The organism is Nonomuraea candida (assembly GCF_000725485.1).
GTDB lineage: Bacteria > Actinomycetota > Actinomycetes > Streptosporangiales > Streptosporangiaceae > Nonomuraea > Nonomuraea candida.
Map to the genome: position 1 here is coordinate 157607 of NZ_JOAG01000013.1, position 25979 is coordinate 183585.

General features: G+C 72.2%; 22 protein-coding genes. 14 read left to right on the forward strand and 8 right to left on the reverse strand.

Annotated elements, in window-relative coordinates; all coding sequences use genetic code 11:
• Window positions 1-4 precede the first annotated feature (4 nt).
• The 4 genes from IO39_RS14245 to IO39_RS14260 are packed head-to-tail and all read right to left on the reverse strand — an operon-like array spanning window position 5 to window position 3361.
• Entirely contained in the window at window positions 5-1006 is a 1002-nt protein-coding gene (locus IO39_RS14245) for a branched-chain amino acid ABC transporter permease (protein ID WP_043621718.1), read from the reverse strand.
• Window positions 1003-1884, reverse strand: coding sequence for a branched-chain amino acid ABC transporter permease (locus IO39_RS14250; protein ID WP_043621917.1), 882 nt, complete (start codon window positions 1882-1884; stop codon window positions 1003-1005). The genes IO39_RS14245 and IO39_RS14250 overlap by 4 nt, the downstream gene beginning before the upstream one ends.
• A gap of 5 nt (window positions 1885-1889) precedes the next feature.
• Window positions 1890-2606 carry an ABC transporter ATP-binding protein gene (locus IO39_RS14255; RefSeq protein ID WP_043621720.1) on the reverse strand — a complete coding sequence of 239 codons (717 nt, stop codon included), beginning with the start codon at window positions 2604-2606 and terminating at the stop codon, window positions 1890-1892.
• A complete protein-coding gene (locus IO39_RS14260; RefSeq protein ID WP_043621723.1) occupies window positions 2603-3361 on the reverse strand; it encodes an ABC transporter ATP-binding protein in 759 nt (252 codons plus the stop codon). Before IO39_RS14260 ends, IO39_RS14255 begins: the two co-directional genes overlap by 4 nt.
• A 178-nt stretch (window positions 3362-3539) precedes the next feature.
• On the opposite strand from IO39_RS14260, the gene IO39_RS14265 reads away from it, so the two are divergent.
• Together IO39_RS14265 and IO39_RS14270 are read left to right on the forward strand one after the other, a co-directional pair.
• Window positions 3540-4898, forward strand: a complete 1359-nt coding sequence (locus IO39_RS14265) for a PucR family transcriptional regulator (protein ID WP_052422882.1) — start codon at window positions 3540-3542, stop codon at window positions 4896-4898.
• Window positions 4885-6363 (forward strand): long-chain-fatty-acid--CoA ligase, encoded by a 1479-nt coding sequence (locus IO39_RS14270; RefSeq protein ID WP_043621727.1) that lies wholly within the window; start codon window positions 4885-4887, stop codon window positions 6361-6363. Before IO39_RS14265 ends, IO39_RS14270 begins: the two co-directional genes overlap by 14 nt.
• Here the strand turns inward: IO39_RS14270 and IO39_RS14275 are convergent.
• The gene (locus IO39_RS14275) at window positions 6360-8735 is read right to left on the reverse strand and encodes a M20/M25/M40 family metallo-hydrolase (protein ID WP_043621731.1); all 2376 of its coding nucleotides are present in this window, start codon (window positions 8733-8735) and stop codon (window positions 6360-6362) included. The two genes, IO39_RS14270 and IO39_RS14275, sit on opposite strands and share 4 nt — an antisense overlap.
• Before the next feature lie 72 nt (window positions 8736-8807).
• Window positions 8808-11141: a glycoside hydrolase family 2 protein gene (locus IO39_RS14280; RefSeq protein ID WP_043621736.1), complete on the reverse strand. Its 2334-nt coding sequence runs from the start codon at window positions 11139-11141 to the stop codon at window positions 8808-8810.
• A 118-nt stretch (window positions 11142-11259) separates the two neighbouring features.
• Between IO39_RS14280 and IO39_RS14285 the strand changes: the two genes are divergently transcribed.
• The 7 genes from IO39_RS14285 (at window position 11260) to IO39_RS54375 (ending at window position 17988) form a co-directional block, all read left to right on the forward strand.
• Window positions 11260-12279, forward strand: coding sequence for a LacI family DNA-binding transcriptional regulator (locus tag IO39_RS14285; RefSeq protein ID WP_043621740.1), 1020 nt, complete (start codon window positions 11260-11262; stop codon window positions 12277-12279).
• Between the two features lie 158 nt (window positions 12280-12437).
• On the forward strand, window positions 12438-13754 hold the full coding sequence (locus tag IO39_RS14290; RefSeq protein ID WP_043621923.1) for an ABC transporter substrate-binding protein: 1317 nt from the start codon (window positions 12438-12440) through the stop codon (window positions 13752-13754).
• Between the two features lie 5 nt (window positions 13755-13759).
• Window positions 13760-14692 carry a carbohydrate ABC transporter permease gene (locus IO39_RS14295; protein WP_211267007.1) on the forward strand — a complete coding sequence of 311 codons (933 nt, stop codon included), beginning with the start codon at window positions 13760-13762 and terminating at the stop codon, window positions 14690-14692.
• Window positions 14689-15516 (forward strand): carbohydrate ABC transporter permease, encoded by an 828-nt coding sequence (locus tag IO39_RS14300; protein ID WP_043621746.1) that lies wholly within the window; start codon window positions 14689-14691, stop codon window positions 15514-15516. The genes IO39_RS14295 and IO39_RS14300 overlap by 4 nt, the downstream gene beginning before the upstream one ends.
• A gap of 30 nt (window positions 15517-15546) precedes the next feature.
• Window positions 15547-16557: a LacI family DNA-binding transcriptional regulator gene (locus IO39_RS14305; RefSeq protein WP_211267008.1), complete on the forward strand. Its 1011-nt coding sequence runs from the start codon at window positions 15547-15549 to the stop codon at window positions 16555-16557.
• A 21-nt stretch (window positions 16558-16578) separates the two neighbouring features.
• On the forward strand, window positions 16579-17754 hold the full coding sequence (locus IO39_RS52575) for a LacI family DNA-binding transcriptional regulator (RefSeq protein WP_211267009.1): 1176 nt from the start codon (window positions 16579-16581) through the stop codon (window positions 17752-17754).
• Between the two features lie 75 nt (window positions 17755-17829).
• Window positions 17830-17988: a hypothetical protein gene (locus IO39_RS54375; RefSeq protein ID WP_157548323.1), complete on the forward strand. Its 159-nt coding sequence runs from the start codon at window positions 17830-17832 to the stop codon at window positions 17986-17988.
• A 43-nt stretch (window positions 17989-18031) separates the two neighbouring features.
• On the opposite strand, the gene IO39_RS14315 is transcribed toward IO39_RS54375, so the two are convergent.
• Window positions 18032-18727 (reverse strand): hypothetical protein, encoded by a 696-nt coding sequence (locus tag IO39_RS14315; RefSeq protein ID WP_245641962.1) that lies wholly within the window; start codon window positions 18725-18727, stop codon window positions 18032-18034.
• A 101-nt stretch (window positions 18728-18828) separates the two neighbouring features.
• Window positions 18829-19854 carry a LacI family DNA-binding transcriptional regulator gene (locus tag IO39_RS14320; RefSeq protein WP_043621757.1) on the reverse strand — a complete coding sequence of 342 codons (1026 nt, stop codon included), beginning with the start codon at window positions 19852-19854 and terminating at the stop codon, window positions 18829-18831.
• Window positions 19855-19991: 137 nt separating this feature from the next.
• Between IO39_RS14320 and IO39_RS14325 the strand changes: the two genes are divergently transcribed.
• The 5 genes from IO39_RS14325 to IO39_RS14345 form a co-directional block, all read left to right on the forward strand.
• Window positions 19992-21359 carry an ABC transporter substrate-binding protein gene (locus IO39_RS14325; RefSeq protein WP_043621761.1) on the forward strand — a complete coding sequence of 456 codons (1368 nt, stop codon included), beginning with the start codon at window positions 19992-19994 and terminating at the stop codon, window positions 21357-21359.
• Window positions 21356-22228 carry a carbohydrate ABC transporter permease gene (locus IO39_RS14330; RefSeq protein WP_043621764.1) on the forward strand — a complete coding sequence of 291 codons (873 nt, stop codon included), beginning with the start codon at window positions 21356-21358 and terminating at the stop codon, window positions 22226-22228. The genes IO39_RS14325 and IO39_RS14330 overlap by 4 nt, the downstream gene beginning before the upstream one ends.
• Window positions 22225-23067, forward strand: a complete 843-nt coding sequence (locus tag IO39_RS14335; protein WP_043621767.1) for a carbohydrate ABC transporter permease — start codon at window positions 22225-22227, stop codon at window positions 23065-23067. Before IO39_RS14330 ends, IO39_RS14335 begins: the two co-directional genes overlap by 4 nt.
• A 24-nt stretch (window positions 23068-23091) precedes the next feature.
• Window positions 23092-25224: a glycoside hydrolase family 2 protein gene (locus IO39_RS14340; protein ID WP_245641963.1), complete on the forward strand. Its 2133-nt coding sequence runs from the start codon at window positions 23092-23094 to the stop codon at window positions 25222-25224.
• 469 nt (window positions 25225-25693) lie between these two features.
• On the forward strand, window positions 25694-25979 hold a 286-nt coding region (locus IO39_RS14345), incomplete at its 3' end, for a serine hydrolase (protein ID WP_157548325.1).

Consider the following 25979-nt stretch of genomic DNA (forward strand, 5'->3'; position numbering starts at 1 on the left):
CCTCTTACTCCTTCCGGGGAATCTTCTTGATCAAGCGCCCGGCCAGACCGGCCAGCCCCGTCGGGGCCACGTACATCACCGCGATGATCAGCAGGCCGAAGATGACGCCGGGCGCCGCGTCGTTGATGTCCTGCGAGATGCTCGGCACGAACATCACGAACAGCCCGCCGAGCACGGGTCCTGACAGCGAGCCGAGCCCGCCGACGACCAGGCCGGCCAGCAGGGTGATCGACAGGTTGACGGTGAAGGAGTCGGGCGAGACGAACCCGATCACCCACGTGTAGACGCAGCCGGCCGCGCCGGCGAACATGGCGCTCCAGGCGAAGGCGAGCGTCTTGTAGAACGACAGCCGCACCCCCATGACCTCGGCGGCGATCTCGTTGTCCCGCAGCGCGTGCAGCGCCCGGCCCACCCGCGAGCGCAGCAGCGAGGCGGCCAGCAGGAAGGCGGCGACGGCGACGGCCAGGGTGAGGAAGTAGAGCCACTGGTCCTCGGCCAGGCCGCTCCAGGCGGGCGGCGTGGGCTTGGCCAGCGTCAGCCCCATGGAGCCGCCGGTCAGCTCCTCGAAGCGCTTGAGCAGCGGGACCAGGAAGATCGCGATGGCGAGCGTGACGAGCGCCAGGTACAGTCCGCGCAGCCGCATCGCCGGCACGCCCAGCGCCAGGCCGAGCACGAACGCCACCGCCGCCGCCAGCGGCAGCGTCAGCGGGTACGGCAGGTCGAAGCGGTCGAGCAGGATGGCGCAGGTGTAGGCGCCGATGGCGAAGAAGGCGCCGTGCCCGAGGGAGATCTGCCCGGCGTGGCCGACGAGCAGGTTGAGCCCGAGCAGCGCGACCGCGTACACCAGCACCATCGTGAGCTGGAAGACGTGGAAGGGGACGAGCTGGAAGGGCGCGTAGACGGCGGCGGCCAGCAGCGCGGCCAGGCCCGCCCACCGCCAGTCGAACCGCCCGCCGCCCTTGCGCACCGACGCCGGCCGCTCGACCTTGGCCTTGGTGGTGCTCATGCCCGTTCCACCGCCGCTCGCCCGAACAGCCCCTGGGGCCGCAGCAGCAGCACGCCCAGAATGATCACCAGCGGCACTCCCACCTTGAGGTCGGACCCGATGAAGCCGACGTACGCGCCGGCGAGCGTCTCGGCGACCCCCACGACCAGCCCGCCGACGACGGCGCCGAGCGGGCTGTCGAAGCCGCCGAGCGTGGCGGCGGCGAAGGCGTAGATGAGGACGCCGCCCATCATGTTGGGCTCCAGGAACAGCAGCGGCGCCACCAGCACCCCGGACACCGCGCCGACGGTGGCGGCCAGGCCCCAGCCGAGCGCGAGCGTGCGGCCGACGCGGATGCCGACCAGCCGCGCGGAGGCCGGGTTCGCGGCCACCGCCCGCATGCCGAGCCCGATCTTGGTGTACTGGAAGAGCAGGTAGAGCAGCCCCATGACGAGCGCGACCACGCCGAGCACGCCCAGCGTGGAGAAGTTGACGCTGATCCCGGCCGCCTCCAGCGCGCCGCCGGGGAACGGGTTCGGGAAGTCCTTGATGAGGAACGTCCAGATCCAGCCGGCCGCGGCGTTGACGAAGATGAACAGCCCGACGGTGACGATGACGATGGTCAGCTCCGGCGCGCCCTCGACCGGGCGGATGATGATCCGTTCGATGAGCATGCCGCCCGCGAACGACACCGCCAGCGTCACCACCAGCGCCAGCCAGAACGGCATCCCGGCCGCCACGCACTGCCAGGCGATGTAGGTGGAGAACATGGCCAGCTCGCCCTGGGCGAAGTTCACGATGCCGGTGAACTGGTAGATCAGCACCAGGGCCAGCGCCAGGCTGGCGTAGATGGCGCCCGCGCCGAGCCCCTCGACGACCTGCTGCAGGAATGCGGCCATCGGCGTCACACCCGGTATCCGAGGTAGGACTGCGCGACCTGCTCGTCGGCCCGGATCTCCGCGGCCGTGCCCGACAGCACGATGCGCCCGGTCTCCAGGACGTGCGCCTGCTGGGCGATGCCCAGGGCGAGGTGGGCGTTCTGCTCGACGACGACCACGGTGGTGCGCTCCTCTGTGTTGATGGCCTGGACGATGCGGAACAGCTCGCGGGTGACCAGCGGGGCCAGGCCGAGCGACGGCTCGTCGAGCAGCAGCACCCGGGGGCGCAGCATGAGGGCCCGGCCGAGGGCCAGCATCTGCTGCTCGCCGCCGCTGAGGCTGCCCGCGGCCTGCTTGAGCCGCTTCTTCAGGACCGGGAAGTAGGTGTGGATGCGCTCGAGGTCCTCCTCGACGGAGGGGCCGCGCCGCACGTACGCGCCCAGCCGCAGGTTCTCCTCGACCGTCAGCGGCATGAACGTGCCGCGCCCCTCGGGCACGTGGGCGACGCCGAGCCGGGCCACCGCGTCGGGCGACCGGCCGGTCAGGCTCGTGCCGCCGAGCGTGATCGTGCCGCGCGCTCTGATCACGCCGGACAGGGCCCGCAGCAGCGTGGTCTTGCCCGCGCCGTTGGGGCCGAGGATGGCGCAGACCTCGCCCTGGCGGACGGTGAAGCGCACGCCGTGCAGCACGCGCGCGTCCCCGTAGCCGGCGTGCAGGTCCTCGACCACCAGGTCCTCGCTCATGCCGCCGTCCCCAGGTACGCCTCGATCACGGCCGGGTCCCGCTGGACCTCCTCGGGCGGGCCCTCGGCGATCTTGCGGCCGAAGTCCAGGCAGACGATGCGCTCGCAGATGCCCATGACGAAGCCCATGTGGTGCTCGACCACGATCACCGTCAGGCCGTACTCGGCGCGGATCGCGCCCAGCGTGCCGGCGAACTCCTCGACCTCGGCCGCGTTCAGCCCGTTCACCGGCTCGTCGAGGAGCAGCAGCCGGGGCCGGGCGACCAGCGCGCGGGCCAGCTCCACCCGTTTGAGCGTGCCGAACGGCAGCCCGGTCGCCGGGTGCGCGGCCACCCCGGTCAGGCCCAGCCGCTCCAGCACGGCGTCGGCGTCGGCGCGCAGCGCGCGTTCCTCGCGGCCCACGCCGGGCAGCCGCAGCCCGGCGGAGAAGAAGCCGGCGCGGCCCCGGTGGTGCGCGCCGACCAGCACGTTGTCCCGTACCGACAGGCGCGGGAAGAGGCCCAGGTTCTGGAACGTCCTGGCGATGCCCAGGCCCGCGATGGCGTGCGGGGCCACGGCGGTGAGGTCGCGGCCCTCGTAGGAGATCGTCCCGGCGTCGGGGTCGTACCGCCGGGTCAGGCAGTTGAACAGGGTGGTCTTGCCGGCGCCGTTCGGCCCGATGAGCCCCACCATCTCCCCGGCCGCCACCTCGAACCCCACGCCGTCCAGCGCGGTGATGCCGCCGAAGCGAACGGTAAGATCGTGTACCTCCAGCATCCGGCCTCCTGGAGAACAATGTTCTGAAGTTGGCCTCAGCGTAGGAGCCGCTCGTCAGGGGCCGCATTGGGCACGGTGACCCAAGATGTCCCCGGCGAGTTGTCCTCTGAGCACAGGGTGGGTCTCGGACCGGTCACAACCCGTTGACCGTGCGGCGATGGGCATGGATCATCCCGGCATGTCCACTGGTTCGAGCACCGTGGAAGCCGCCGTCCGCGCCGAACGCAACCGCATCCTGTCCGAGCTGCTCAGCGCCCTGCCGGAGCTGGTCGACGTCGCGGTGGCGACGATGCGCGCGGAGATCCCCGCCTACGAGGCGCAGGGCCCGGCCTTCCACGCCGACGTGCGGGACCAGGTGGCCAAGCACTACCGGGCCAAGCTGGCCGTGCTCCTGGAGGAGCGCACGGTGACGTTCGAGGACATCTCCTTCACCCGGCGCGCGGCGATGCGCCGGGCCAGGGCCGGGGTGGCGCTGGCCGACTACATCAACGCCTTCCGGGTCGGGCAGCAGGTGTTCTGGGAGGCCGTGGTCGAGCGGTCGGGGCAGCGGTTCGCCGGCTGCGAGGCGGCGCTGTCGCTGGCGGCCCCGCTGATGAGGTACTGCGACTTCGCCAGCACGCACGCGGCGAACGCGTACATGGAGTTCCAGCAGTACGCGGCGGCCGAGGCCGTGCGCGAGAGCCGGGACCTGCTGGAGACGCTGCTGGCCGGCGCCGTGCCCACGCGCGGCAGGGAGCTGGCCGCGGCGCAGGCGCACGGCCTGGCCCCCGACGCGCGCACGCCGCTGCTGGTGGTGACCGCGGTGCTGGCCGGGCTGTCGGCCGACCCCGAGGACGCCAGGCACGTGGCCTGCGCGGCCGTCGCGCGGATCGCCGGGAACGGCACGCGCACGCTGTCGGTCGTGCGCCAGTCGGAGATCGTGGCCATCCCCGTGCTCGGCCCCGGCAACGGCCCCGAGGAGCTGTGCGACCGGCTGCAGGCGGCGGTGGCGGGCCTGGCCGCCGAGGGCATCCGGCTGGCCATGGGCGTCAGCACCGTCTGCACCGGCGCCGCGCAGATCCCGGCCGCCTACGAGGAGGCCAGGGCCGTGCTGGAGTTCGTGCCCGAGGAGGGCGGCGTGGCGGCGCTGCCCAGGATCACCCCGTTCCAGTACCTGGCGCTGAAGGCCGACGACACCGCGCGCAACCTGGTGGACGCGCGCATCACGTCGCTGCTGTCGGAGGACCGGGCGCGCGGCGGCGTGCTGACGGCCACGATCAGGGCGTTCGCCGCCGCCGACCTGAACCTGCGGGCCGCGGCCGAGCAGCTCCAGATCCATCCCAACACCGCTCAGTACCGGCTGCGCCGGATCCAGGAGCGCACCGGGCGGAGCCTGCGCTCGATCAACGATCTTGTCGAGCTGCTCGTGGCGATCGCGCTGCACGACGCGCGGCCCGTACCGGGCCCGCCGACCAATACCGCGCGGGAAAGACTGGCTGCCGCGACCAATGAGAGCCGTGGGAGATCGGACGTACGGTCTTTCCATGAACCTCGCTGACCGGCTCCACACCGCCGCCGTCCGGCTCGGCGGCAGAGCGGTTCTCACGCTGGACGAGGCGGAGCTCACCTACGGCGTGCTGGAGGAGCTGAGCGCACGCCTGGCCGCCCTGCTGCGGTGCCGCGGGATCGGCCCCGGCGACCGGGTCGCGATCATGCTGCCGAACGTGCCGGAGTTCGGCGTCGTCTACTACGGGGTGCTGCGGATCGGGGCGGTGGTGGTGCCGCTCGACCCGCTGCTGAAGCGGCGGGAGATCGCCGCGTACCTGGGGGACTGCGGGGCGCGGCTGCTGATCGCCTGGCACGCCTTCGCCGAGACGGCGGAGGCGGGCTCGGCCGGCACGCGGACCGACTGCTTCTTCGTCGTCCCCGGGGAGTTCCGCCGGCTGCTGCGCGGCGTCGCGGCCGAGCGCGAGATCGCCTCCATGGCGGCCGACGACACCGCCGTCATCCACTACACCTCCGGCACGACCGGCCGGCCCAAGGGCATCGAGCTGACCCACGCGAACCTGGGCGGCAACGCCGCCACCGTGGCGCGCATGCACGCGCTCGGCGTCGACGACGTGGTGCTGGGCGCGCTGCCGCTCTACCACACCTTCGGCCAGACCTGCTCGCTCAACGCCACCGTGCACGCGGGCGCGCGGCTGACGCTGCTGGGCCGCTTCGACCCCGGGCGGGCGCTGGAGGTGATCAGGCGCGACGGGGTGACCGTCTTCCAGGGCGTGCCGACCATGTTCATCGCGCTGCTCGACCATCCGGGCGCCTCCGACCTGTCGATGTTGCGGGTCTGCGCGTCGGGCGGGGCGGCGCTGCCGCTGGACGTGCTGCGCGCGTACGAGGCCAGGTTCGGCTGCGAGATCGTCGAGGGGTACGGGCTCAGCGAGACCTCCCCCGTCGCCGCGACCAACCGGGGCGGCGCGCACCGCAGGCCCGGCTCGATCGGCTGGCCCATCAGGGACGTCGAGATCAAGGTCGTCGGCGAGGACGGCCACGAGCTGCCCACCGGCGAGATCGGCGAGCTGGTGGTGCGTGGCCCCAACGTCATGAAGGGCTACTGGAACGACCCCGAGGCCACGGCGGAGGTCATCCGCGACGGCTGGTTCCACACCGGCGACCTCGGGCGCCGGGACGAGGACGGCTACCTCTTCCTGGTGGACCGCCGCCGCGACGTGATCATCCGCGGCGGCTACACCGTCTATCCGCGCGAGGTGGAGGAGGTGCTCTACGAGCATCCGGCGGTGCGGCAGGCGGCGGTGATCGGCGTGCCGCACCCCGAGCTGGGCGAGGAGATCGAGGCGGTGGTGGCCCTGCGCGCGCCGGTGAGCTGCGAGGAGCTGCGCGACTTCGTACGCGAGCGGGTGGCCGCCTACAAGTATCCGCGCCGCCTGTCGTGCGTGGACGAGCTGCCGATGAGCCCCACCGGCAAGATCCTCAAACGCGCCCTCCCCCGCCCGGCCGCCCGCTAGAGCCGGTACGTCCGGGTGATCGCGACGATGCCGCCGTCCTCGCGGGTCGCGGCCACCAGGCCGGGCGGCATGGGCGTGAACCCGGGCACCGCCGCGAACCCGTCCCGCTCCCCGATCGCGGTCACCCGCAACCCGCCCGCGTCCGCCGTGCCACTCGCCGTGCCGCCTGTGGTGCCGCTCGCCGGGCTTCCCGCCGCGCCTCCCGCCACGCGCAGGGTGAGCTCCACGCCGCCCCGGGGGATGCCGCGGAAGCGGAGCTCGCCCGGCCAGGTGTTCGCGCGGACGCCGGTCACCGGCACGGTCACCGGGCGCAGGCCGGCCGCCCTGGCGGTGGCCTCGACGATCGGCCGCTCGACGCGCAGGGTGAGGGAGCGCGCGCCCCTGCCCGCGGTGACCTTGAGCCGGTAGGTGTCGCCGCTCTTGGACAACACGCTTACCGTCGGCCCGTCGGCCTCGACCGCCGGGGCGCGGCCGGTCCACAGGCCGGTGCCGCGGACATAGCCGGGCGGCAGGAAGGAGGTGTCACGGCCGGCGACGTACTGCTTGGTCCAGGCGGACGGGTCGAGGTCGGCGCTGACCCATCCGGCGCTGCCGCTGTCGGCGTCCATCACGTACGCCAGGTGCGTACGCCGCGGGTTGGCCGCGTCGAAGCCGTCCAGCGCCAGCCCGGCGGGCACCAGCGCGACCGCCAGCGCGGCGGCGGCCAGCGGCGCCCCGAACGCGACGGGCCGGCCGAGCGGGCGCTCCGGGGCGGGCAGCCACAGCTCGACGACCGGCAGCGCGGTCAGCGCGAACAACGCCAGCACCACCGCGCTCACCCCGCCGAGCGCCAGGCCCATGCCGTCGAAGACCACCAGGGCCAGCGCGGGCAGCAACGCCGCCGCCACGGACAGCCCCGCCGTCAGCGCCACCACCCGCACCACCCCGCCTCTGGGCGGCAGCAGGGCGACGATGCCGCCGAGGCCGGCGAACAGGGCGGGCAGCGCGAACATGAAGGAGGCTCCGGGCGCGATCTGCGCGCACGCCACGCCGAGCAGCGCCGGCCAGGCCAGCGCGCCGATGGCCAGCGCCGCGGGCCCGACCCTGCGCCGCAGCGTCAGATACCACCCCAGCACCGCCAGCCCGGCCATCACGGCCACGGCCGCGCGGAACGCCTCGGGCCGGTGCAGCAGGCCGCCCATCCCGTAGTAGTCGGGCCGCACCGCCACCAGCAGCTCCCACAACCCCTGCGCCAGCAGCGCCGCCAGCCCGACCGGCACCACGGCCGACACCGCGCCGACGACGATCCGGGCCGGGCCGGCCACCCGCCGCCGCCACGCGAGCAGCGCCAGCCCGGCCACCGCCGCCACGCCCAGCCCGGCCAGCGGCCAGACCAGCGCGTTCGGGTAGGTGACCATGACACCGAAGAGCCGGAAGTAGGTCACGTCGTGGTCGGCGTCCAGCGCGGGCAGGTCGGCCGCGCCGAGGGCGCGCGCCAGGGCCAGCATGTTCGTGCCGTGGTGCTGCAGGCTGCCCCGGTTGAGCAGGGCGAGGGAGTCGTCGGCCGTGTGGTAGCGCGAGGAGTCCTGGATGTAGGCGAAGTTCATGCCGGTGAACCCGGCCTTGGTCAGCGGGGTGAAGTCGGTGTTGTTCGGCAGCAGCCGGTACAGCTCGACCATCATGGAGTCGCCCCGCGGGTACGGCACGGCCCCGGTGAACGCCGCCACCAGCCCGGCGTTGTCCTTCGAGGTCTCGAACATCAGCGAGGGGCCGCTGACCCCGCGCGCCTCCCAGTTCAGCAGCACGCCCCCGGCGCGCCCGAGCGGATGCTCCCTGACGAACGCCTCGGCGCCGAGCACGCCGTCCTCCTCGCCGTCCGTGATCAGGAAGACCAGGTCGTTGCGGAGCCGGGTGTCACCGAGCGCGCGCACGGTCTCCAGCATCGACGCCACGGCGGCCGCGTCGTCGGAGACGCCGGGGCCCATCGCGGCGGAGTCGTAGTGGGCGGCGATCACCACCGTGCCGGTCGGGTCGGTGCCGCGCCGGGTGGCCACGACGTTGTGCACCTGCCCGAACGCCGCCAGCCCCGTCGAGGAGTTCGCCCCCACGGCGCGCTGGACCGCCACCTCCAGCCCCGCGGCCCGCAACTGGCCGGCCAGGTAGTCTCTGGCCCGCGCGCCGGCCGCGCTGCCGATCGGCCGCGGCCGGGTGGCGAACCGCTCAAGGTGCCGCACGGCCCGCTCGGCGCTGAACCGCTCGGCCGGGGCGGAGGCGGGCAGCGGCTGCATCGTGCTGTTCGTCATGGCGGTCAGCACGATCACGCCGGCCAGCGCGAGCAGGGCCAGCACCCCCGCCGTCACGCGGCGGGGGACGTCGAACAACTTTCCCATCATGATCGGGAAGGCTAGGTTTCCGGACCCTGCGGCCGGAATGATGCGCGTACCCCGATCGGGCTGTGGTTTTCCTCAGGTCTCGTTGACGCAGCGCAGCACCGGGTACGAGGTGAGCGCCTCCGGGTCCAGTTCCTCCCCCGTCGTGACGTGGAAGGTCACGCTCTCCCCGGGCAGCAGCGTGACGAGCTGGTCGTCCACGGTCGCGGCCGGGTCGAGCCGGTCGGGGAAGATCGCCAGCTCGCGCACGACGGTCGCGGCGGTGACGGTCACCGCGTAACCGCCCTCCTCCCGCTCCACGACCGCGGCCGCCTTGGCCTTGGGGTAGCCCATCTCCGGGTCCTCGGCCAGCGCGAACACCGCCCGCTCGCCGTCCAGCGCGGCGGTGACGAACAGGGCCCCGTCCGCCTGCGGCGGCGCGAGGCGCAGCGTGCCTCGGGCGGGGACGGTGACCTGCTCGGCGCGTTCCGCGATGGCCGTGCCCGACAGGTCGCGCGCGGCCAGGTCGAGCGTGCCCGCCCACTCCTCGTCGGTGTCGTTGACCAGGACGACGTCGGCGTCCAGCCGGGTGATCAGGCGGTCGGCGAAGGAGCGGCGCAGCGCGTACCACAGGGGCTTCCTGCGGCCCGCGCCGTCCACGGCGGCCCAGGACGTGACCGGCCAGCAGTCGTTGAGCTGCCAGACGATCGTGCCCATGCAGTACGGCATCAGCGCCCGGAACCGCTCCACCCCGTACGCCATCGCGCGCGCCTGGTTGAGCTGGGTGTAGTAGTGCCAGTCGTCGAACGTCTCCGGCTGCGGCAGGTGGCCGCCGAGGCCGCGCAGCAGCTTGGCCTGCCCGTCGTCCGCCTTCTGGTGGGAGGAGTCGGGCGTCAGCGGCTCGTCGGAGGAGGCGGCGCGCAGCGTGGCGTACGCGGGCGGCCCCTGGAAGCCGAACTCGGCCACGAAGCGCGGCTCGTAGGCGCCGTAACGCAGGTAGTCCTCGCGGTTCCAGACGTCCCAGATGTGCAGGGTGCCGGTCGAGGGGTCGAGCACGTCGCGCTCGGGATCGCCCGAGTAGGGGCTGCTCGGCCAGTACGGCCGCGTCGGGTCCAGCTCGGCCACCACGCGCGGCAGCAGGTCGTAGTAGAACCCGGCGCCCCAGCTCCGGTCCCCCAGCGGCTCGCGCCAGCCCCAGCGCTGGTGACCCTCGACGTTCTCGTTGCTGCCGCACCAGAGCACCAGGCTCGGGTGCGCGGACAGGCGGGCGACGTTCTGCCGGGCCTCGGCCTCGACCTCGGAGCGGAACGGCTCCTCCTCGGGGTAGGCCGAGCAGGCGAACGGGAAGTCCTGCCAGACCAGCAGGCCCGCCCGGTCGGCCAGGGTGTAGAAGTCCTCCGACTCGTACACGCCGCCGCCCCACACCCGCAGCGCGTTGGCCCCGGTCTCCAGGGCCTGGCCGAAGCGCTCGGCCAGGCGCTGCGGGGTGACCCGGGCGGGGAAGCAGTCGTCGGGGATCCAGTTGAAGCCGCGCACGAACACCGGCCGGCCGTTGACGATCAGCCGGAAGGCGTCGGTGTCCAGCTCGACGGTGCGGAAGCCGATCTCGCGCCGCCACTCGTCGGAGCCGGCGCGCACGGTCAGCGGGTAGAGCGGCTGCGCGCCGTGCCCGCGCGGCCACCACCGCTCGGCGTGCGGCACGTCCAGGCGCAGCACGGCCTCGCTCTCGCCCGGCTCCAGCTTGGCCTCGACGCTGACGCCCGCCACCTCGGCGGTGACCGTGACGGGCGCGTCGCCGCCGCTGCGCTCGACGCGTACGTGCACGTCCACGCCGTCGCCGCGCACCAGCGGGCGCACCTCGGCCAGGCGCGCGCCCGACCAGCCGGCCAGCCCGATGGGCCGCCAGATGCCGCTGGTCACCAGCGTGGGGCCCCAGTCCCAGCCGAAGTTGCAGGCCATCTTCCTGATGAAGGGATAGGGCTCGTCGTAGGGCCCGGGGCGCTCCCCGTGCCGGGCCCGCTGCTCCTCGGCGTAGGCGTACGGCGCGCGGAAACGCACTTCGAGCCGGTTCGCCCCCTCCCGCAGCGCCTCGCGGGCCGCGAAGCGGTAGGTGCGGTGCATGTTGGCGCTCTCGCCGAGCATGTGGCCGTTGAGCCGCACGGTCGCGATCGTGTCGAGCCCCTCGCAGACGAGATCGACGCGCTCGTGCCCGTCGTCGTGCCAGTCGAAGGCGGTCGCGTAGACCCAGTCGGTCCGGCCGATCCAGCCCAGCCGCGTCTCGTTGTCGTCGCGGTAGGGGTCTTCGATGAGCCCGGCGGCGAGCAGGTCGGTGTGCACGCTGCCCGGCACGGCCGCCGGGATCTCGGCGAGCCCGCGCGGGTCGTCGCCGTCTGCTCGGAGGGTCCAGCCGTCGTGCAGCGGACGGTACACGTGATTCTCCCCATGCTGCTCTACTAAACCGAGTAAGCCCGCCAGACTCTATGTGTACGCCACATCTCCGGTCAACAGTCGTACCATCGGTTAACCGTTGAAGCTCAGGAGGCCAGCAGTGAAGCGACCGACGATCGCGGACATCGCCAGAGAGGCCGGAGTCTCCAAGGGCGCCGTCTCCTACGCGCTGAACGGGCAGCCCGGCGTCTCCGAGGAGACCAGGCGGCGCATCCTGGCCATCGCCGACCGGCTCGGCTTCCGCGCCAACAGCGCCGCCCGCGCCCTGGCCGGGGCGCACGCCAAGGTGGTCGGCCTGGCCCTGCCGCGCCCGCCGGCCACGCTGGGGGTCGAGCCGTTCTTCATGGAGCTGATCAGCGGCCTGGAGGCGGAGCTGTCCACCCGCTCCTACGCGCTGCTGCTGCAGATGGTGCCGCACGAGGCCGAGGAGATCGACTTCTATCGCCGCTGGTGGAGCGAGAGCCGGGTGGGCGGCGTGCTGGTCTGCGACCTGCGCGTGCACGACGAGCGGGTGCGCGCCCTGCGCGAGCTGGGCCTGCCCGCCGTCGCGATCGGCCCGCCCTCCGCCGCGGGCGGGCTGGCCAGCATCTGGTCCGACGACGACGTCTCCATGGTGGAGGCCGTGGAATACCTGGCGGCGCTGGGCCATCGCCGGATCGCCAGGGTGGGCGGCATCTCCGAGCTGGCCCACACGGCGCTGCGCACGAAGGCGTTCGACGAGGTCTGCGCGCGGCTCGGGCTGAGCGCGCGCACCGTGCCCACCGACTACAGCGCCGAGGACGGCGCGCGGGCCACCCGCCTGCTGCTCGGCGCCCCCGACCGGCCGACCGCGCTGATCTACGACAACGACATCATGGCCATCGCGGGCCTGACCACGGCCCAGGAGCTGGGCCTGTCCGTGCCGGCCGACCTGTCCATCGTGGCCTGGGACGACTCGCCGATCTGCCACCTGCTGCACCCGCCGCTGACCGCGCTGACCCGCGACATCGGCGCGTACGGCGTGCACGCGGCCCGGCTGCTGCTGTCGGCGATGGACGGCGCGCCGGCCGGGGACGTGCACGGCGAGCCGGCCCACCTCACGCCCCGGGGCAGCACCGCACCCCCTATGGTTGAAATGTAAATGTAACGGTTAAGCAACATAGCCACAGCATGTCTTTACATCTCGCACTTTAGCGGCGGACGATTCCGTCCACTTGAACTGAAGCGCTTTAGTTCCTCATCGCGCCCTGTGCCGTCCGGTCGGCCCGCGCGAAACCCCTGAGGACGGAGACCATGGACATGCAACGCAAAGCACTGGCCGGCGCCACGCTGGCCGCGGTGCTCCTGACCGCGGCCTGCGGCGGCGGCACGAGCGCCGGCGGGCCCTCTGCCAGCGCTTCCGCACCGACCGACCCGGCCAAGGCGACCGGCGAGATCACCGTGCTGACCAACAGGACCGACATGGTGACCGACGGCACGCTGGCGAAGTACGCCGCCGAGTTCAACAAGACACACCCCGGCATCACGGTCAAGTTCGACGGGATCACCGATTACGAGGGTGAAGTCAAAATCCGGATGAACACCGAGAACTACGGTGACGTCCTGCTCATCCCGAGCACCGTCAGCCGCGACGACTATCCGAAGTTCTTCTCCTCGCTCGGCCCCGCCGCTGAACTGAGCAAGAAATATCAGTTCACCGAGAAGGGCACGGTCGACGGCACCGTGTACGGACTGACCTCCTTCGGCGTGGTCAACGGCTTCGTCTACAACAAGGACCTGTGGGCCAAGGCCGGCGTCACCGAGTGGCCGAAGACGCCCGCCGAGTTCCTCACCGCGCTGCAGGCGGTCAAGGACAAGACGGGCGCGATCCCGTACTACACGAACTACAAGGACGGCTGGCCGCTGAGCGGCTGGCAGGGCGCGATGGGCGCGATCACCTGCGACCCCAAGGCCAACGACAAGCTGGCCACCTCCCGCGACCCCTGGGCGGCGGGCAGCGACCTCAACGTCTCCGACACGCTGCTGTTCGACATCGTCAGCCGCAAGCTGTCCGAGCCCGACCCGACCACCACCAACTGGGAGGACAGCAAGAGCCTGCTGGCCAACGGCAAGATCTCCAGCATGTTCCTCGGCTCCTGGTCGATCGTGCAGATGCGGGCGGCGGCCGAGAAGGCCGGCAAGAGCCCCGACAGCATCGGCTACATGCCCTTCCCCGCGCAGGTGAACGGCAAGTTCTGCGCCCCCACGACCCCCGACTACGTCTACGCGATCAACAAGCATTCGCAGAACCAGCAGGCCGCCCGCGCCTGGCTGGACTGGGTGCTCGACAAGTCCACCTTCGCCGCCGACGTGCAGGGCATCTCCAGCGTGCGCGGCGCGCCGCTGCCGACGGCGCTCAAGCCGTTCGAGGCGGCCGGGGTGGAGTTCTTCGAGCTGTCCCAGGCCGATTCGGGCAAGGTCACCACGATCGACAACGCCGCCGAGGTGGGGCTGACCAAGCCCGAATACCGCCAGAAGCTCGTGGACATCGCCCGCGGGGCCGCCAAGGGCGACCTCGCCGGCGCCTTCCGGGAGCTGGCCGGCAAGTGGGCCGAGGCCATGGCCCTCGGCGGATGACCCCGATGACCGGTCTGTCCGTGCGCTCCGCCAGATCCGCACCCCCACCGGCGCGGCACGCGGCCACGCCGCCGCGCCGGTGGCGGCGGGTGACCCCCTGGTTGTACCTGGCCGTGCCGCTGATCATGCTGGTGACGTTCACGTACGTCCCCGTCGTGAGCATGATCTCCTACAGCTTCACCGACTGGGACGGCGTCAGCCCCGACCGCTCCTACGTCGGCCTGGACAACTACGTGCAGCTCTTCACCCGCCCCGAGCTGTTCTCGGTCTTCGCCACCAGCCTGTTCTACCTGGTCGCCTCGTTCGCGCAGATCGCGCTGGCGCTCTACTTCGCGGCCGTGCTCAGCTTCGGCACGCGCCTGCGCGGCTTCTTCAAGGGCGTCATCTTCTTCCCCTACCTGCTCAACGGGGTCGCGGTCGCGTTCGTCTTCCTCTACCTGTTCCAGCCCGGCGGCACGCTCGACCAGGTGCTGCGGCTGGTCGGCGTCGACGCGGAGATCCTCTGGCTGGGCAACCCGGACCTGGCCAACGTCTCATTGTCCGGGGTCTCCGTCTGGCGCTTCATGGGGCTGAACTTCGTGCTCTTCCTCGGCGCCATCCAGTCGGTGCCGTCGGAGCTGCACGAGGCCGCCATGCTGGACGGGGCGAGCCGGCCGCAGATCATGTGGCACATCATCATCCCGAGCATCCGGCCGATCATCAGCCTGAGCGTCATCCTGGGCGTGGCGGGCGCGCTGTCGGTCTTCGAGATCCCGTACATCATGACCGGCGGCTCCGGCGAGACCAAGACGTTCGTGATCCAGACCGTGAAGCTGGCCTTCCAGTTCAACAAGACCGGGCTCGCCTCGGCGGCTGCCGTGGTGCTGCTGGTCGTCATCCTGCTGATCACCTGGGTGCAGCGGCGGCTCGTGCCCGAGGAGAGGACGCCGAGCACATGAGCGCGCGCCTGCCGATGGCGGCACTGAAGTATCTCTCGCTCGTCGCCGCGGCGGCGGTGGTGCTGCTGCCGCTGCTGACGATGTTCGGCACGTCGTTCAAGACGCCCGAGGAGATGGCCGCCGGCGACGTGCTGGCGCTGCCGGCGAGCTGGTTCAACCTGGAGAACTACCGCATCGCCTTCGCGAACGGGAACATGCTGGCCGCCTTCGGGAACACCGCCTTCATCCTGCTGTTCTCGATCACCGGGACCATCCTCATCGGGTCGATGTCGGCGTACGCGATCGACCGGTTCGCCTTCCGGGCCAAGAAGCTGGTGCTGGCGTTGTTCCTCGTCGCCACGCTGGTGCCCGGGGTGACCACGCAGGTGGCCACCTTCGAGGTGATCGACGCGTTCGGGCTCTTCGACACCCGGTGGGGGCCGATCCTGCTGTTCATGGGCACCGACATCGTGGCCATCTACATCTTCCTGCAGTTCATCAGGAACATCCCGGTCTCGCTCGACGAGGCCGCCAGGATGGACGGGGCCGGCTCGTTCACCATCTACCGGCGGGTCATCCTGCCGCTGCTCAAGCCCGCGATCGCGACCGTCGTCATCATCAAGGGGATCACCGTCTACAACGAGTTCTACATCCCGTTCCTCTACATGCCGTCGGAGGAGCTGGGCGTGATCTCCACCTCGCTCTTCCGGTTCAAGGGGCCGTTCGGCGCGCACTGGGAGGTCATCTCCGCCGGCGCGGTGCTGGTGATCCTGCCGACCCTGGTCATCTTCCTGGCGCTGCAACGGTTCGTCTACAACGGATTCACCGCCGGAGCGACAAAGTGAACCCGGCGGATGTCCGCCTACGATAGGCCCGTGAAACGGCTGACGATCAGCGACATCGCCGCGCGGGCGGGCGTGTCGATCGGGGCGGTCTCCTTCGCGCTGAACGACCGGCCGGGCGTCTCGGAGGCCACCCGGCGGCGCATCCTGGCGATCGCCGCCGAGATGGGCTGGCGGCCCAGCGCCGCCGCCCGCGGGTTGTCGGAGTCGCGGGCCCACACCGTCGGGCTGGTCATCGCCCGCAGCGCCGACACGCTGGGGGTGGAGCCGTTCTTCATGAAGTTCATCGCGGGGGTGGAGAGCGAGCTGGCGCTGACGCGTACGGCGCTGCTGCTGCAGGTCGTGCCCGACCACGCCCGCTCGATCGAGGCCATCACCGACTGGTGGGCCGAGCGGCGGATCGACGGGCTGATCGTCATGGACCTGTGGGCCGACGACGCGCGGCTGCCGGTGCTGGAGTCGATGGGCGTCCCCGCCGTGCTGGTCGGCCGGCCCCGACCCGGCGGCATGCCGGCGGTCTGGAACGACGACGCCGCCGCGGTGACCGAGGCCGTCGACTTCCTGGTCGGGCTCGGCCACCGGCGCATCGCCCGGGTCGCCGGGCTGCCCGCGCTGGAGCACACGCAGGTGCGCACGGCCGCCTTCCACGCCGCCATGGAGCGGCACGGGCTCTCCCCCACCACGGTCGTCGACACCGACTACACCTGGGCGGCCGGCGCGCAGGCCACCCGCGACCTGCTCGCCGCCGCCGCGCCGCCGACCGCGATCACCTACGACAACGACGTCATGGCCACGGCCGGGCTGAGCGTGGCCGGGCAGCTCGGCGTGGAGGTGCCACGGGAGCTGTCGATCGTGGCGGGCGACGACTCGCAGCTCTGCGAGATGGTCTTCCCCACGCTGACCGCGCTGTCCAGGGACGTGCAGGCGTACGGCGTACACACCGCCCGCACGCTGGTCGAGCTGCTCGACGGCCGCTCACCCGGCTCCTTCCAGGACGCGACGGCCCGGCTCGTGGCCAGGCGCAGCACGGCCGCCGCCCCCTGAGCCGGGGCTACCATTTCCCTGGTGGAGGAGCGGATGGGGCGGCGCACGACGATGAGCGACATCGCCCGTCGCGCCGGCGTCTCCCGCGTGGCGGTCTCCTACGCGCTCAACGGCCGGCCCGGGGTGTCGCAGGCCGTGCGCGAGCGCATCCTGCGCATCGCCGCCGAGACCGGCTTCAACCCCAGCGTCCCCGCCCAGGCCCTGCACGGCGCGGCCGCGCACGCCATCGGGCTGGTCCTGTCCCGGCCGGCGCCCGGCCTGGCCGTCGAGAGCTTCCGGCGGCGGCTGATCGGCGGCGTGCAGGCCGAGCTGGCGGGGCGGGGGTTCGGGCTCGTGCTGCAGTTCACCGGCGGGCCCGAGGAGGAGCTGGACGTCTACCGGCGCTGGCACGGGGAGCGCCGGGTGGACGGGGTGATCGTCTGCGACCTGCGGGTGGCCGACCCGCGCCCCGGGGCACTGGCCGCCCTGGGCCTGCCCGCCGTCATCCTCGGCCCCCCGGACGCCCCGGCCGCCGCCCCCTCCGGGTCTGGCACCCGGACCGGCGGGCTCGGGACCGGCGGGCTCGGGACCGGCGGGCTCGGGACCGGTGAGCTCGGGACCGGTGAGCTCGGGTGCGAGGCCGGGGGGCGTGGGGGCGGGGCTTTGGCGTACTTCTGGTCGGATCCGGGTGACGCGGTCGAGAAGGTGGTCGCGCACCTGGCGAGGCTCGGGCACCGGCGGGTGGCGCGGGTGGGCGGGCCGGCCGGGCTGCTGCACTCCGTCCTGCGCGCCGAGCGGTTCGCCGCGGCCTGCGAGCGGGCCGGTCTGGCCCACGCCGTCATCCCCGCCGACCGCACGGGCGAGGCGGGCGCGCACGTGACGCGGCGGGTGCTCAGCTCCTCGCCCCGCCCCACGGCCATCGTCTACGACAACGACGTGATGGCGGTGGCCGGGCTGAGCGTGGCCGGGGAGATGGGGGTGGCCGTGCCGCGCGACCTGTCGCTGGTCGCGGGCGACGACTCGCCCCTGTGCCAGGCCGTACGCCCGGCGCTGACCGTGCTGAGCCGCGACGTGCCCGCCTACGGGGCGCAGGCCCTGCGCCTGCTGTTCGAGGTCATCGAGGGCGGCGGGCCGCGCCGCGTGCCGGCGCCGGCGGCGGTCCTGGTCGCCAGGGGCAGCACCGCCGCCGCCCCGGCCGGCGACCCGGTGCGCCGGTGAGAGCAGCCTTTCCGGGGAGTGTCGTGGCCGTCGGATACGCTCTCCGCTGATCATTTCGCCGGCGAGAGGTTGCCGATGTTCCGTCTCCTGGCCATCCTGGCGGCCACCGCGCCGAGCCTGTTATACCCGCTGTTCACCCGGGAGATCGGCTGGCCGTACCTGGTCGCGGGGGCGCTGGCGCTGCTCTCCCGGGCCCGGCCGCTTCGCCGGGACCGGCAGGCCGGACCCGGCTGACCCGGGCGCGCGGCGGACGCCGATCCGGCCCGGCCGGGCCCGGCTAGCCCACCAGGCCCAGCAGGACCGCGAGCGGGACGAACGCCGCGGTCAGGGCCGCCGCCCACCACCGTGGCGCGGGTCCCCGCCGCAGCGCCTCGACGCCGAGGGGGACCATCACGACGATCAGCCCGGCCAGTGCCAGCAGCGAGACCGGGTCGGTGCTGCCCTTGAGCACGCCCAGCGGCAGTGCCGCCGCCAGCCCCAGCGCCACGCACCGCACCGGGCCCAGCGCCCCGGCCAGGTGGGCGCCGACCGCGAGCACGAGCCAGCCCGCCATGACGCAGACGTTGGTCGCCTTGAACACGTGGAAGGCGCCGTACGTCCCCTCCACCACGTGCCGGGCCGTCTCCAGGCCGAGCACGTCCACGAGCTGGAAGGCCAGGTGGCTCACCCCGGCGTGGAACACCCGGCCGAACAGCCCGAGCACGACCAGCGTGACGCCCCACCGCGCCCAGCCGGGCCGGGTGGCCCCGATGCGCCGGCCGAGCGCGGTCGCGGCGGGCCACAGCAGCACGATCCCGGCCGCGAACAGGCCGTAGGACCAGGCCATCCGCCCGGGGTGGGCGGCGTGGGCGGCGAGCTGGCCGGGGAAGAAGTCGTCCTGGCCGAGGCGCGTGAGCACTCCGGCGGCCGTCAGGAGCGGCCCCAGCACCAGCCCGGCGCCCTCGGCCCAGCGGCCGGGGATCTCGTTCGTCATACCGATCATCCAAGCCGCGACCGGCCCCGCGCACACGGGCGCTGCGGCGAGCGCCCGGGGTAGTGCCCGCGCTACCGCCGCCGCCCCGGCGACCTGGGCTGTCAGTGTGGGGCGGCCTCGCCTGCGGTGCTCTCCCTGACGATCAGCCGGTGCGGGACCACGATCTCGGCGGGCGCGCCGGCCGTGCCGCGGATCGACTCCAGCAGCGTGTCCACCGCCCGCCGGGCGATCTCCCCCTTGTCCGGGGCGATCGTGGTCAGGCTGGGGGTGCTGTACTGGCCCTCCTCGATGTCGTCCAGCCCGACCACCGCCACGTCGTCGGGGACGCGGCGGCCCGCCCTGGTCAGCGCCCTGATCGCGCCCAGGGCGAGCAGGTCGTTGTAGCAGAACACCGCGTCGGGCGGCTCGGGCAGGGCCAGCAGCCGCTCCATGGCCTCGGCGCCCAGCCGCCGGTGGAAGTGCGGGGTGGACACGATCAGCTCCTCGTCCACCTCCAGGCCCGCGCGCAGGTGCGCCTGCCGGTAGCCCGAGGTGCGCAGCTGGGCGGTCTCGCCCGTCGCGTACGGCTGGTCGCCGATCGCGGCCACCCGGCGGCGGCCCAGCTCCAGCAGGTGCGTGGTGGCGTCGCGGGCGGCGCTCACGTTGTCGATGGCCACGTGCGGGAAGCTGCCGTTGAAGATGTGCTCGCCGAGCAGCACGATCGGGACGCGGTGGGCGCGGGCGCGCAGCTCGTCGGCCGAGACCGACAGCGGGCTGAGCAGCAGGCCGTCGAACATGGTGGCGCGCGAGTCGCGGCCGAGCAGCTCGCGCTCCCTGTCGCCGTCGCCGTCGGTCTGGTCGACCATGACCACGTAGCCCTGGGCGCGGGCGGCCCTGATCACCTCGCGGGCCAGCTCGGCGAAGTAGGGCACGTCCAGCTCGGGCACCACCAGCGCGATCATGCCCGTGCGCCCCTGCTTGAGGTTGCGGGCGATGAGGTTGGGGCGGTAGTCGAGCTCGTCGAGCGCCACCTGCACCCGGGCCCGCAGCTCGTCGGAGACCGGCGCGTAACCGTTGACGACGTTGGAGACCGTGCGGATGGACACGTTCGCCCGCTTGGCGACGTCGCGCAGGGTTGGACCGGCCATGCGTCTCCTATACCTCCGGCTGCTGGAATTGGGAAGATCCTAAATCAACTCTTGCATCGTTGCAGACGAGTATGCATGATGTCTGCATCGTTGCAGAGCCCTCACATCGCATTTCCCCGTCCGGCGAGGAGTCGAAGATGACTACAACCCCCATCGGCCGCCGCGGCTTCCTCAAGGGAGCTCTCGGCATCGGCGCGCTCGCCGCGACCGGCTCGCTGGCCGCGTGCGCGGCGCCGGGCGGGACGGGCACGCAACCCAGCAGGCTGGCCCGGCCGAGTGCGTCCGCGTCCGCCGCCAAGGGCGAGATCACCATCTGGAACCGCTCGGGCGACCTGTTCAAGGTGTTCGACGCCGCGATCGCCAAGTTCCGCCAGGCGTACCCGAACGTCACGGTGAACCACCAGGCCGTCGACATCGACGCCAAGCTGGCCAACACCCTGATCAGCGGCACCGACGTGCCCGACGGCAGCTTCTGGGACGACGCCAAGATCGGCGGGCAGGCCGAGCACCTCTACGACCTGACGGACCTGATCGCGCCGTACCAGGACCAGACCTCGCCGTACAAGCTGTCGGTCAACACCGTGGACGGCAAGATCTACGGCGTGCCGTGGGACCTCGACCCGGGGCTGCTCTGGTATCGCGAGGACATCCTGGAGAGCGCGGGGGTCGATCCGGCGGGGCTGGCGACGTACGACGACCTGCTGGCGGCGGCCCGTACGATCAAGGAGAAGGACCCCAGGACCGCGCCCATCCACCTGGAGAAGACGCCCTTCCTCAGCCAGCTCTGGCTGGAGATGCTGGCCAACCAGCAGGGCACGAGCCTCAGCGACGCGCAGGGCAGGCTGCGCCTCGACTCCGCGGAATACCGGCGCATCCTCACCTGGATCCGCGGTGCGGTCGATGACGGCCTGGTCACCCACGCTCCCTACCTGGAGCAGGCCGACGTCAACACGCTCGACAACGGGCAGCAGGTGTTCGTGCCGTGGGCGATCTGGTGGTCGTTCGCGCCGCAGCAGCTCCTGAAGAAGACCAAGGGCAAGTGGCGGGCCGCGCCGCTGCCGGCCTGGACGCCGGGCGGCGCGCGCAGCGGCGCGATGGGCGGCAGCAGCTTCATCATCCCGGCCAAGGCCAAGAACCCGGAGCTGGCCTGGCTGCTGTACGAGTTCCTGTGCTTCAAGGAGCCCGGCTACACCGCCGTGTACGGCCCCAACGACATCTACCCCGGCGGCCTGTCCACCTCGATCCCCAGCTACCGGCCCGCGCTCGACCCGGCCAAGCCGCTGTTCCGGCCGATCGAGGCGCTCGGCGGCCAGGACCTGTGGAAGGTCGCCGTCGAGGCCGCCGAGACCATCCCGGCCGCCGCGCCGATCCCGTGGTGGTGGGCGCAGTCGGTGGACTACCTCGGCAACAACGTGCAACGCCTGATGGAAGGCAAGATGACCCCTGACCAAGTGATCTCCGAGTCGGCCGAGAAGATCCAGCGGAACCTGATCGACCGCTCATGAGGATCGGGTCCATCCGGCTGACGCCGTACCTGTTCATCGCCCCGTTCTTCGTGGTCTTCGCCGCGTTCGGGCTCTATCCGCTGATCTACGCCCTGCAGCTCAGCTTCATGCGCTGGCGAGGCGGGAGCCAGGCCCGCTGGGTCGGCCTCGACAACTACCTCTACCTGCTGACCAGCCCCGACTTCTGGGCCTCGCTCGGCAACAGCGCCGTCATGTGGCTGCTCATCGTGCCGCTGCAGATCGTGGCCGGGCTGGGCGGCGCGGTGCTGCTGGCCAACGCCAGGCTGCGGCTGCGCGGGTTCTTCCGGGTGGCCTTCATCGCGCCGTTCGTGACCCCGGTGGTGGCCATGGCGCAGGTGTGGATCGTGGTGTTCGACCAGGACTACGGCCTGGTCAACTACCTGCTCAACCTGGTGGGCCTGCCCGACGTGGGCTGGCTGACCACCACGGCGTGGTCCAAGCCGACGCTGGCGCTGCTGTTCCTGTGGAAGACCACCGGGTTCGCGATCATCATCCTGCTCGCGGGCCTCCAGGCCGTCCCCGGCGGCGTGTACGAGGCCGCCTCCCTCGACGGCGCCTCCCGCCTGCGCCAGTTCTGGTCGATCACCGTGCCGCTGGTGCGCCGGAGCATGGCCTTCCTCGTGGTCATCCAGACGCTGGCCGTCTTTCAGATGTTCGCCGAGCCGCACGTCGTCACCGAGGGCGGCCCGTACGGCTCCACCACCACCGCGGGTCTCCACCTCTACGACCACATCACGGCCTCCGACCTGGGCACCGGCGCGGCGAACTCGTTCCTGCTGGTCCTGCTGGTCTTCGGCCTGTCGCTGGCGTCGGTCAGGATGTTGCGCCCGAAAGACGAGGTGTCATGAACCAGGCCAAACCCGGCATCGCTCAGTACGTGGTGCTGGCGGTGCTCGCGATCGTGTTCCTCTACCCGATCTGGTGGGCGGTCAGCTCCTCGTTCAAGCCCGCGGCCGAGATCATCTCCAGCCCGCTGTCCATCGGCGAGCTGACACTGGACAACTACCGCGCCATGTTCGCCGACGTGCCGATCGGCACCGGGTTCGCCAACACGGCGCTGGTGCTGCTGGTCAAGGGCGCGATGACGATGTTCTTCTGCCCGCTGGCCGGCTACGCCTTCGCCAAGTATGACTTCCCGGCCAAGAACCTGCTCTTCGGCGTGGTCATGCTGACGCTGATGCTGCCGACGCTGGTGCTCATCATCCCGCTGCTGCTGGAGATGAGCGCGCTGGGCTGGGTCAACACCTACCAGGCGCTGATCCTGCCGGGCAGCATCGACGCGTTCAGCATCTTCTGGATGCGGCAGACGATCGCCGCCATCCCCGACGAGCTGATCGACGCCGGACGGGTGGACGGGGCCGGCGAGTTCGGCATCTTCTCCAAGGTCGTGCTGCCGGTCATCCGGCCCGGCCTGGCCGCGCTGGCGGTGCTGACCACCATGAACGTCTACAACGACTTCGTCTGGCCGGTCGTCGCCGTCAACGACACCGCGCACCAGACCCTCCAGGTGGTGCTGTCCACGCTGGCCCAGAACGTCACCGGCAACCGCATCGGCGCGGACTTCGCCACCGTCTGGGGCGAGCTGCTGGCGGCGGGGAGCATCGCCATGCTGCCGCTGCTGGTGATCTTCGTCCTGCTGCAGCGCCACTTCATCAACGGCATCCTCGCGGGCAGCGTCAAGGGCTGACCCCATCACATGAAACGGAGCATCATGACGCCGCGTGCGGAATACCCCCGCCCCCACTTCGACCGGTCGCACACCTGGTCGAGCCTGAACGGCGCGTGGGACTTCCGGGCCGACACCGACCCGGACTGGAACCGGACCATCACCGTGCCCTTCGCCTGGGAGACCCCCGCGTCGGGCATCGAGGCCCACTGGCTGCCCGTGGCCTGGTACCGCCGCTCGTTCACCGTGCCCGCCGCATGGCGCGGGCAGCGGGTGGTGCTGCAGTTCGGGGCCGTGCACCACGAGGCCACCGTGTGGGTGAACGACGTCGAGGTGGCCACCCACCGGGGCGGCTACACGCCGTTCGAGGCCGACGTCACCGACGCGCTGCGCGAGGGGTCGCAGGAGGTCGTCGTACGGGTCGCCGCGCCGCTCGACAAGCGGGACATCGCGCACGGCAAGCAGCGCAGCGTGCCCCGTGACGACTTCGACGGCGTGTGCTTCACGCCCTCCTCGGGCATCTGGCAGAGCGTCTGGCTGGAGGCCAGGCCGGCGACGTACCTGGCGGGGCTGAAGCTGCGCCCGTCGGAGGGGCTGGACGCCATCGAGGTCGAGGCCAGGGTGGCGGGCCCGGCGGCGGCGCGCGCCACGCTCCGGCTCGCCCTGCGCGGCACGGACACCGCCGTCGAGCTGCCCCCCGCGGAAACGGACCCGCACGCCGGGACCGCCGCCGGAGCGGGTGCGGGCTCGGAGGCCGTGCCCGCCGGCGCGGAGCGGGTCGTGCGGGCCACGATCCCGGTGGCCGCGCCGCGCCTGTGGTCGCCCGAGGACCCGCACCTCTACCACGTGGACGCCGTCCTGACCTCGGCCGACGGCACCGACGCCGTCGCCGGCTACACCGGGCTGCGCAGGATCGAGGTGATCGGCGAGGACCTCTACCTCAACGGCCGGCGCCTGTTCGTGCGCGGCGTGCTCGACCAGGGCTACTGGCCGCGCACCGGCATCACGCCGCCCGACGACGCCGCGCTCCGCCACGACCTCGAACTGGCCGCGCGGGCCGGCTACAACCTGGTACGCAAGCACCTCAAGCTGGAGGACCCGCGCTTCGTGCACCACGCCGACACGCTCGGCCTGCTGGTGTGGGCCGAGCCCGCCGCGACGGGGCGCTTCTCGGAGGAGTCGGTGACGGCGTTCGAGGAGCAGATCGCGCCCATGGTCGAGCGCGACGGCAACTCCCCCGCGATCGTCATCTGGGGCCTGTACAACGAGGAGTGGGGCCTGGACTGGGACATCCCCGGCGACCCGGCCAAGCAGCGGGCGGTGGCGCGGGCGTACGACGTGCTCAAGGCGCTCGACCCGGCCCGGCCGGCCGTCGACAACTCCGGCTGGACCCACGTCAAGACCGACCTGCTCGACTGGCACTACTACGACGAGTCCGCCGCCGCCTGGGGCCGGGCGGTCGCCGCGCTGCTCGACGGCTCCCAGGACGACTTCCCGGTCAAGCTCGGCCCGGACTTCGTGGTGCGCAAGAAGCTCGCGGGCGCCCCCGGCCAGCCGCTGCGCGGCCTGCCCAACCTCAACAGCGAGTACGGCACCGGCTTCACCTCCGTCGAGCGCGGCTGGCAGCTGCGCTGGCAGACCCAGGAGTTGCGCCGCCACGACCGCCTGGCCGGCTACGTCTACACCGAGCTGTACGACATCGAGCACGAGTTCGCCGGCCTGCTGGACTTCGAGCGCCGGGCCAAGGACCTGGCCGGGGTGGACCCGGCCGACGTGAACGCCACGACCACGCTGGTGTTCGACGTCGTCCCCGTCGCGCCCGGCCGCGACCTGCTCAGCGAGTCGCGCGTGGTGAGCGTGCCGGTGCGCGTCTCGCACCACGGTGCCGAGCCGGTCAGCGGCCGGCTGCGCACCGCCTGGACCCCGGTCTTCGGCGCCACCCCCGCCTCCCTCACCGCCCCCGCCGCCGATCCCGCTGCCGGTCCCGACGGCGAGGGCCCGTGGATCGAGGCCAAGCCGTTCCTGCTCAGCGCCGCCGCCGAGGTGCGCGCGGAGCTGCCGGAGGGCTGGACCAGCGGCCGGCTGCACGTCGCCCTGATCAGCGACGGCGCCGTGGTGGCCCGCTCGGCCGTGGACGTGGACACCCACACCGGCTTCGTCATCGGCGACAACCGCTAGGAAGGCGCTGGAATCTTGAGGGTGAGCCGGCAGGAGCCGGCTCACCCTTTGTCATGAGGCGATCGGTTTGTCTTGAGCGATCGGGGGCGGAAGTCCGGACGGCCGGGACCGACCGCTGCCCGGCCGAGACCGTCAACCACAGGTTAACGAGCGTTGCGACAGTCGGCGTTGATCCGCGGGACTGCCTGGCGTGATGCTTGATCCAGCCACCGCTGACGCCGGACCGGCCGGCGCGGTCGTGCCGTCCATCGTCACCGGCATCACCGCCCTCCATGGCCATGTCAGGGCGGCGTCAGGACGGCGACGGCCCGATATCAGAGCGTTCGGCGATCGTGGACGCATGAACGGTTCGGCGGTGGTGGCTGCGAGCCCGGAGGCGATCCCCTTCGGCACCCCTGGCGCCCAGCCACACAGCCTTCCGTCATCTGTCCGTCCGCTTGAGATTCCACCTTTGAAGGAGCACGCCGCCATGTCCAGCACCCTCGCCCACCAGAACGAGCACACCGGCCAGGACCGCCCCGAGCTGCGCACGATCCTCCAGGACATGATCGACGCCGGTTTCGTCGGGGTGTCGCTGCGGGTGAACGACGAGCGCGGCGAGTGGGTCGCCGGCGCCGGAGCGGCCGAGCTGGGCGGGAACTCCGAGCCGCCGGCCGACGGGCACGTGCGGATCGGCAGCAACACCAAGACCTTCACCGCCACCGTCGTGCTCCAGCTCGTGGCCGAGGGCCGCGTCGCGCTGGACGCCCCGGTGG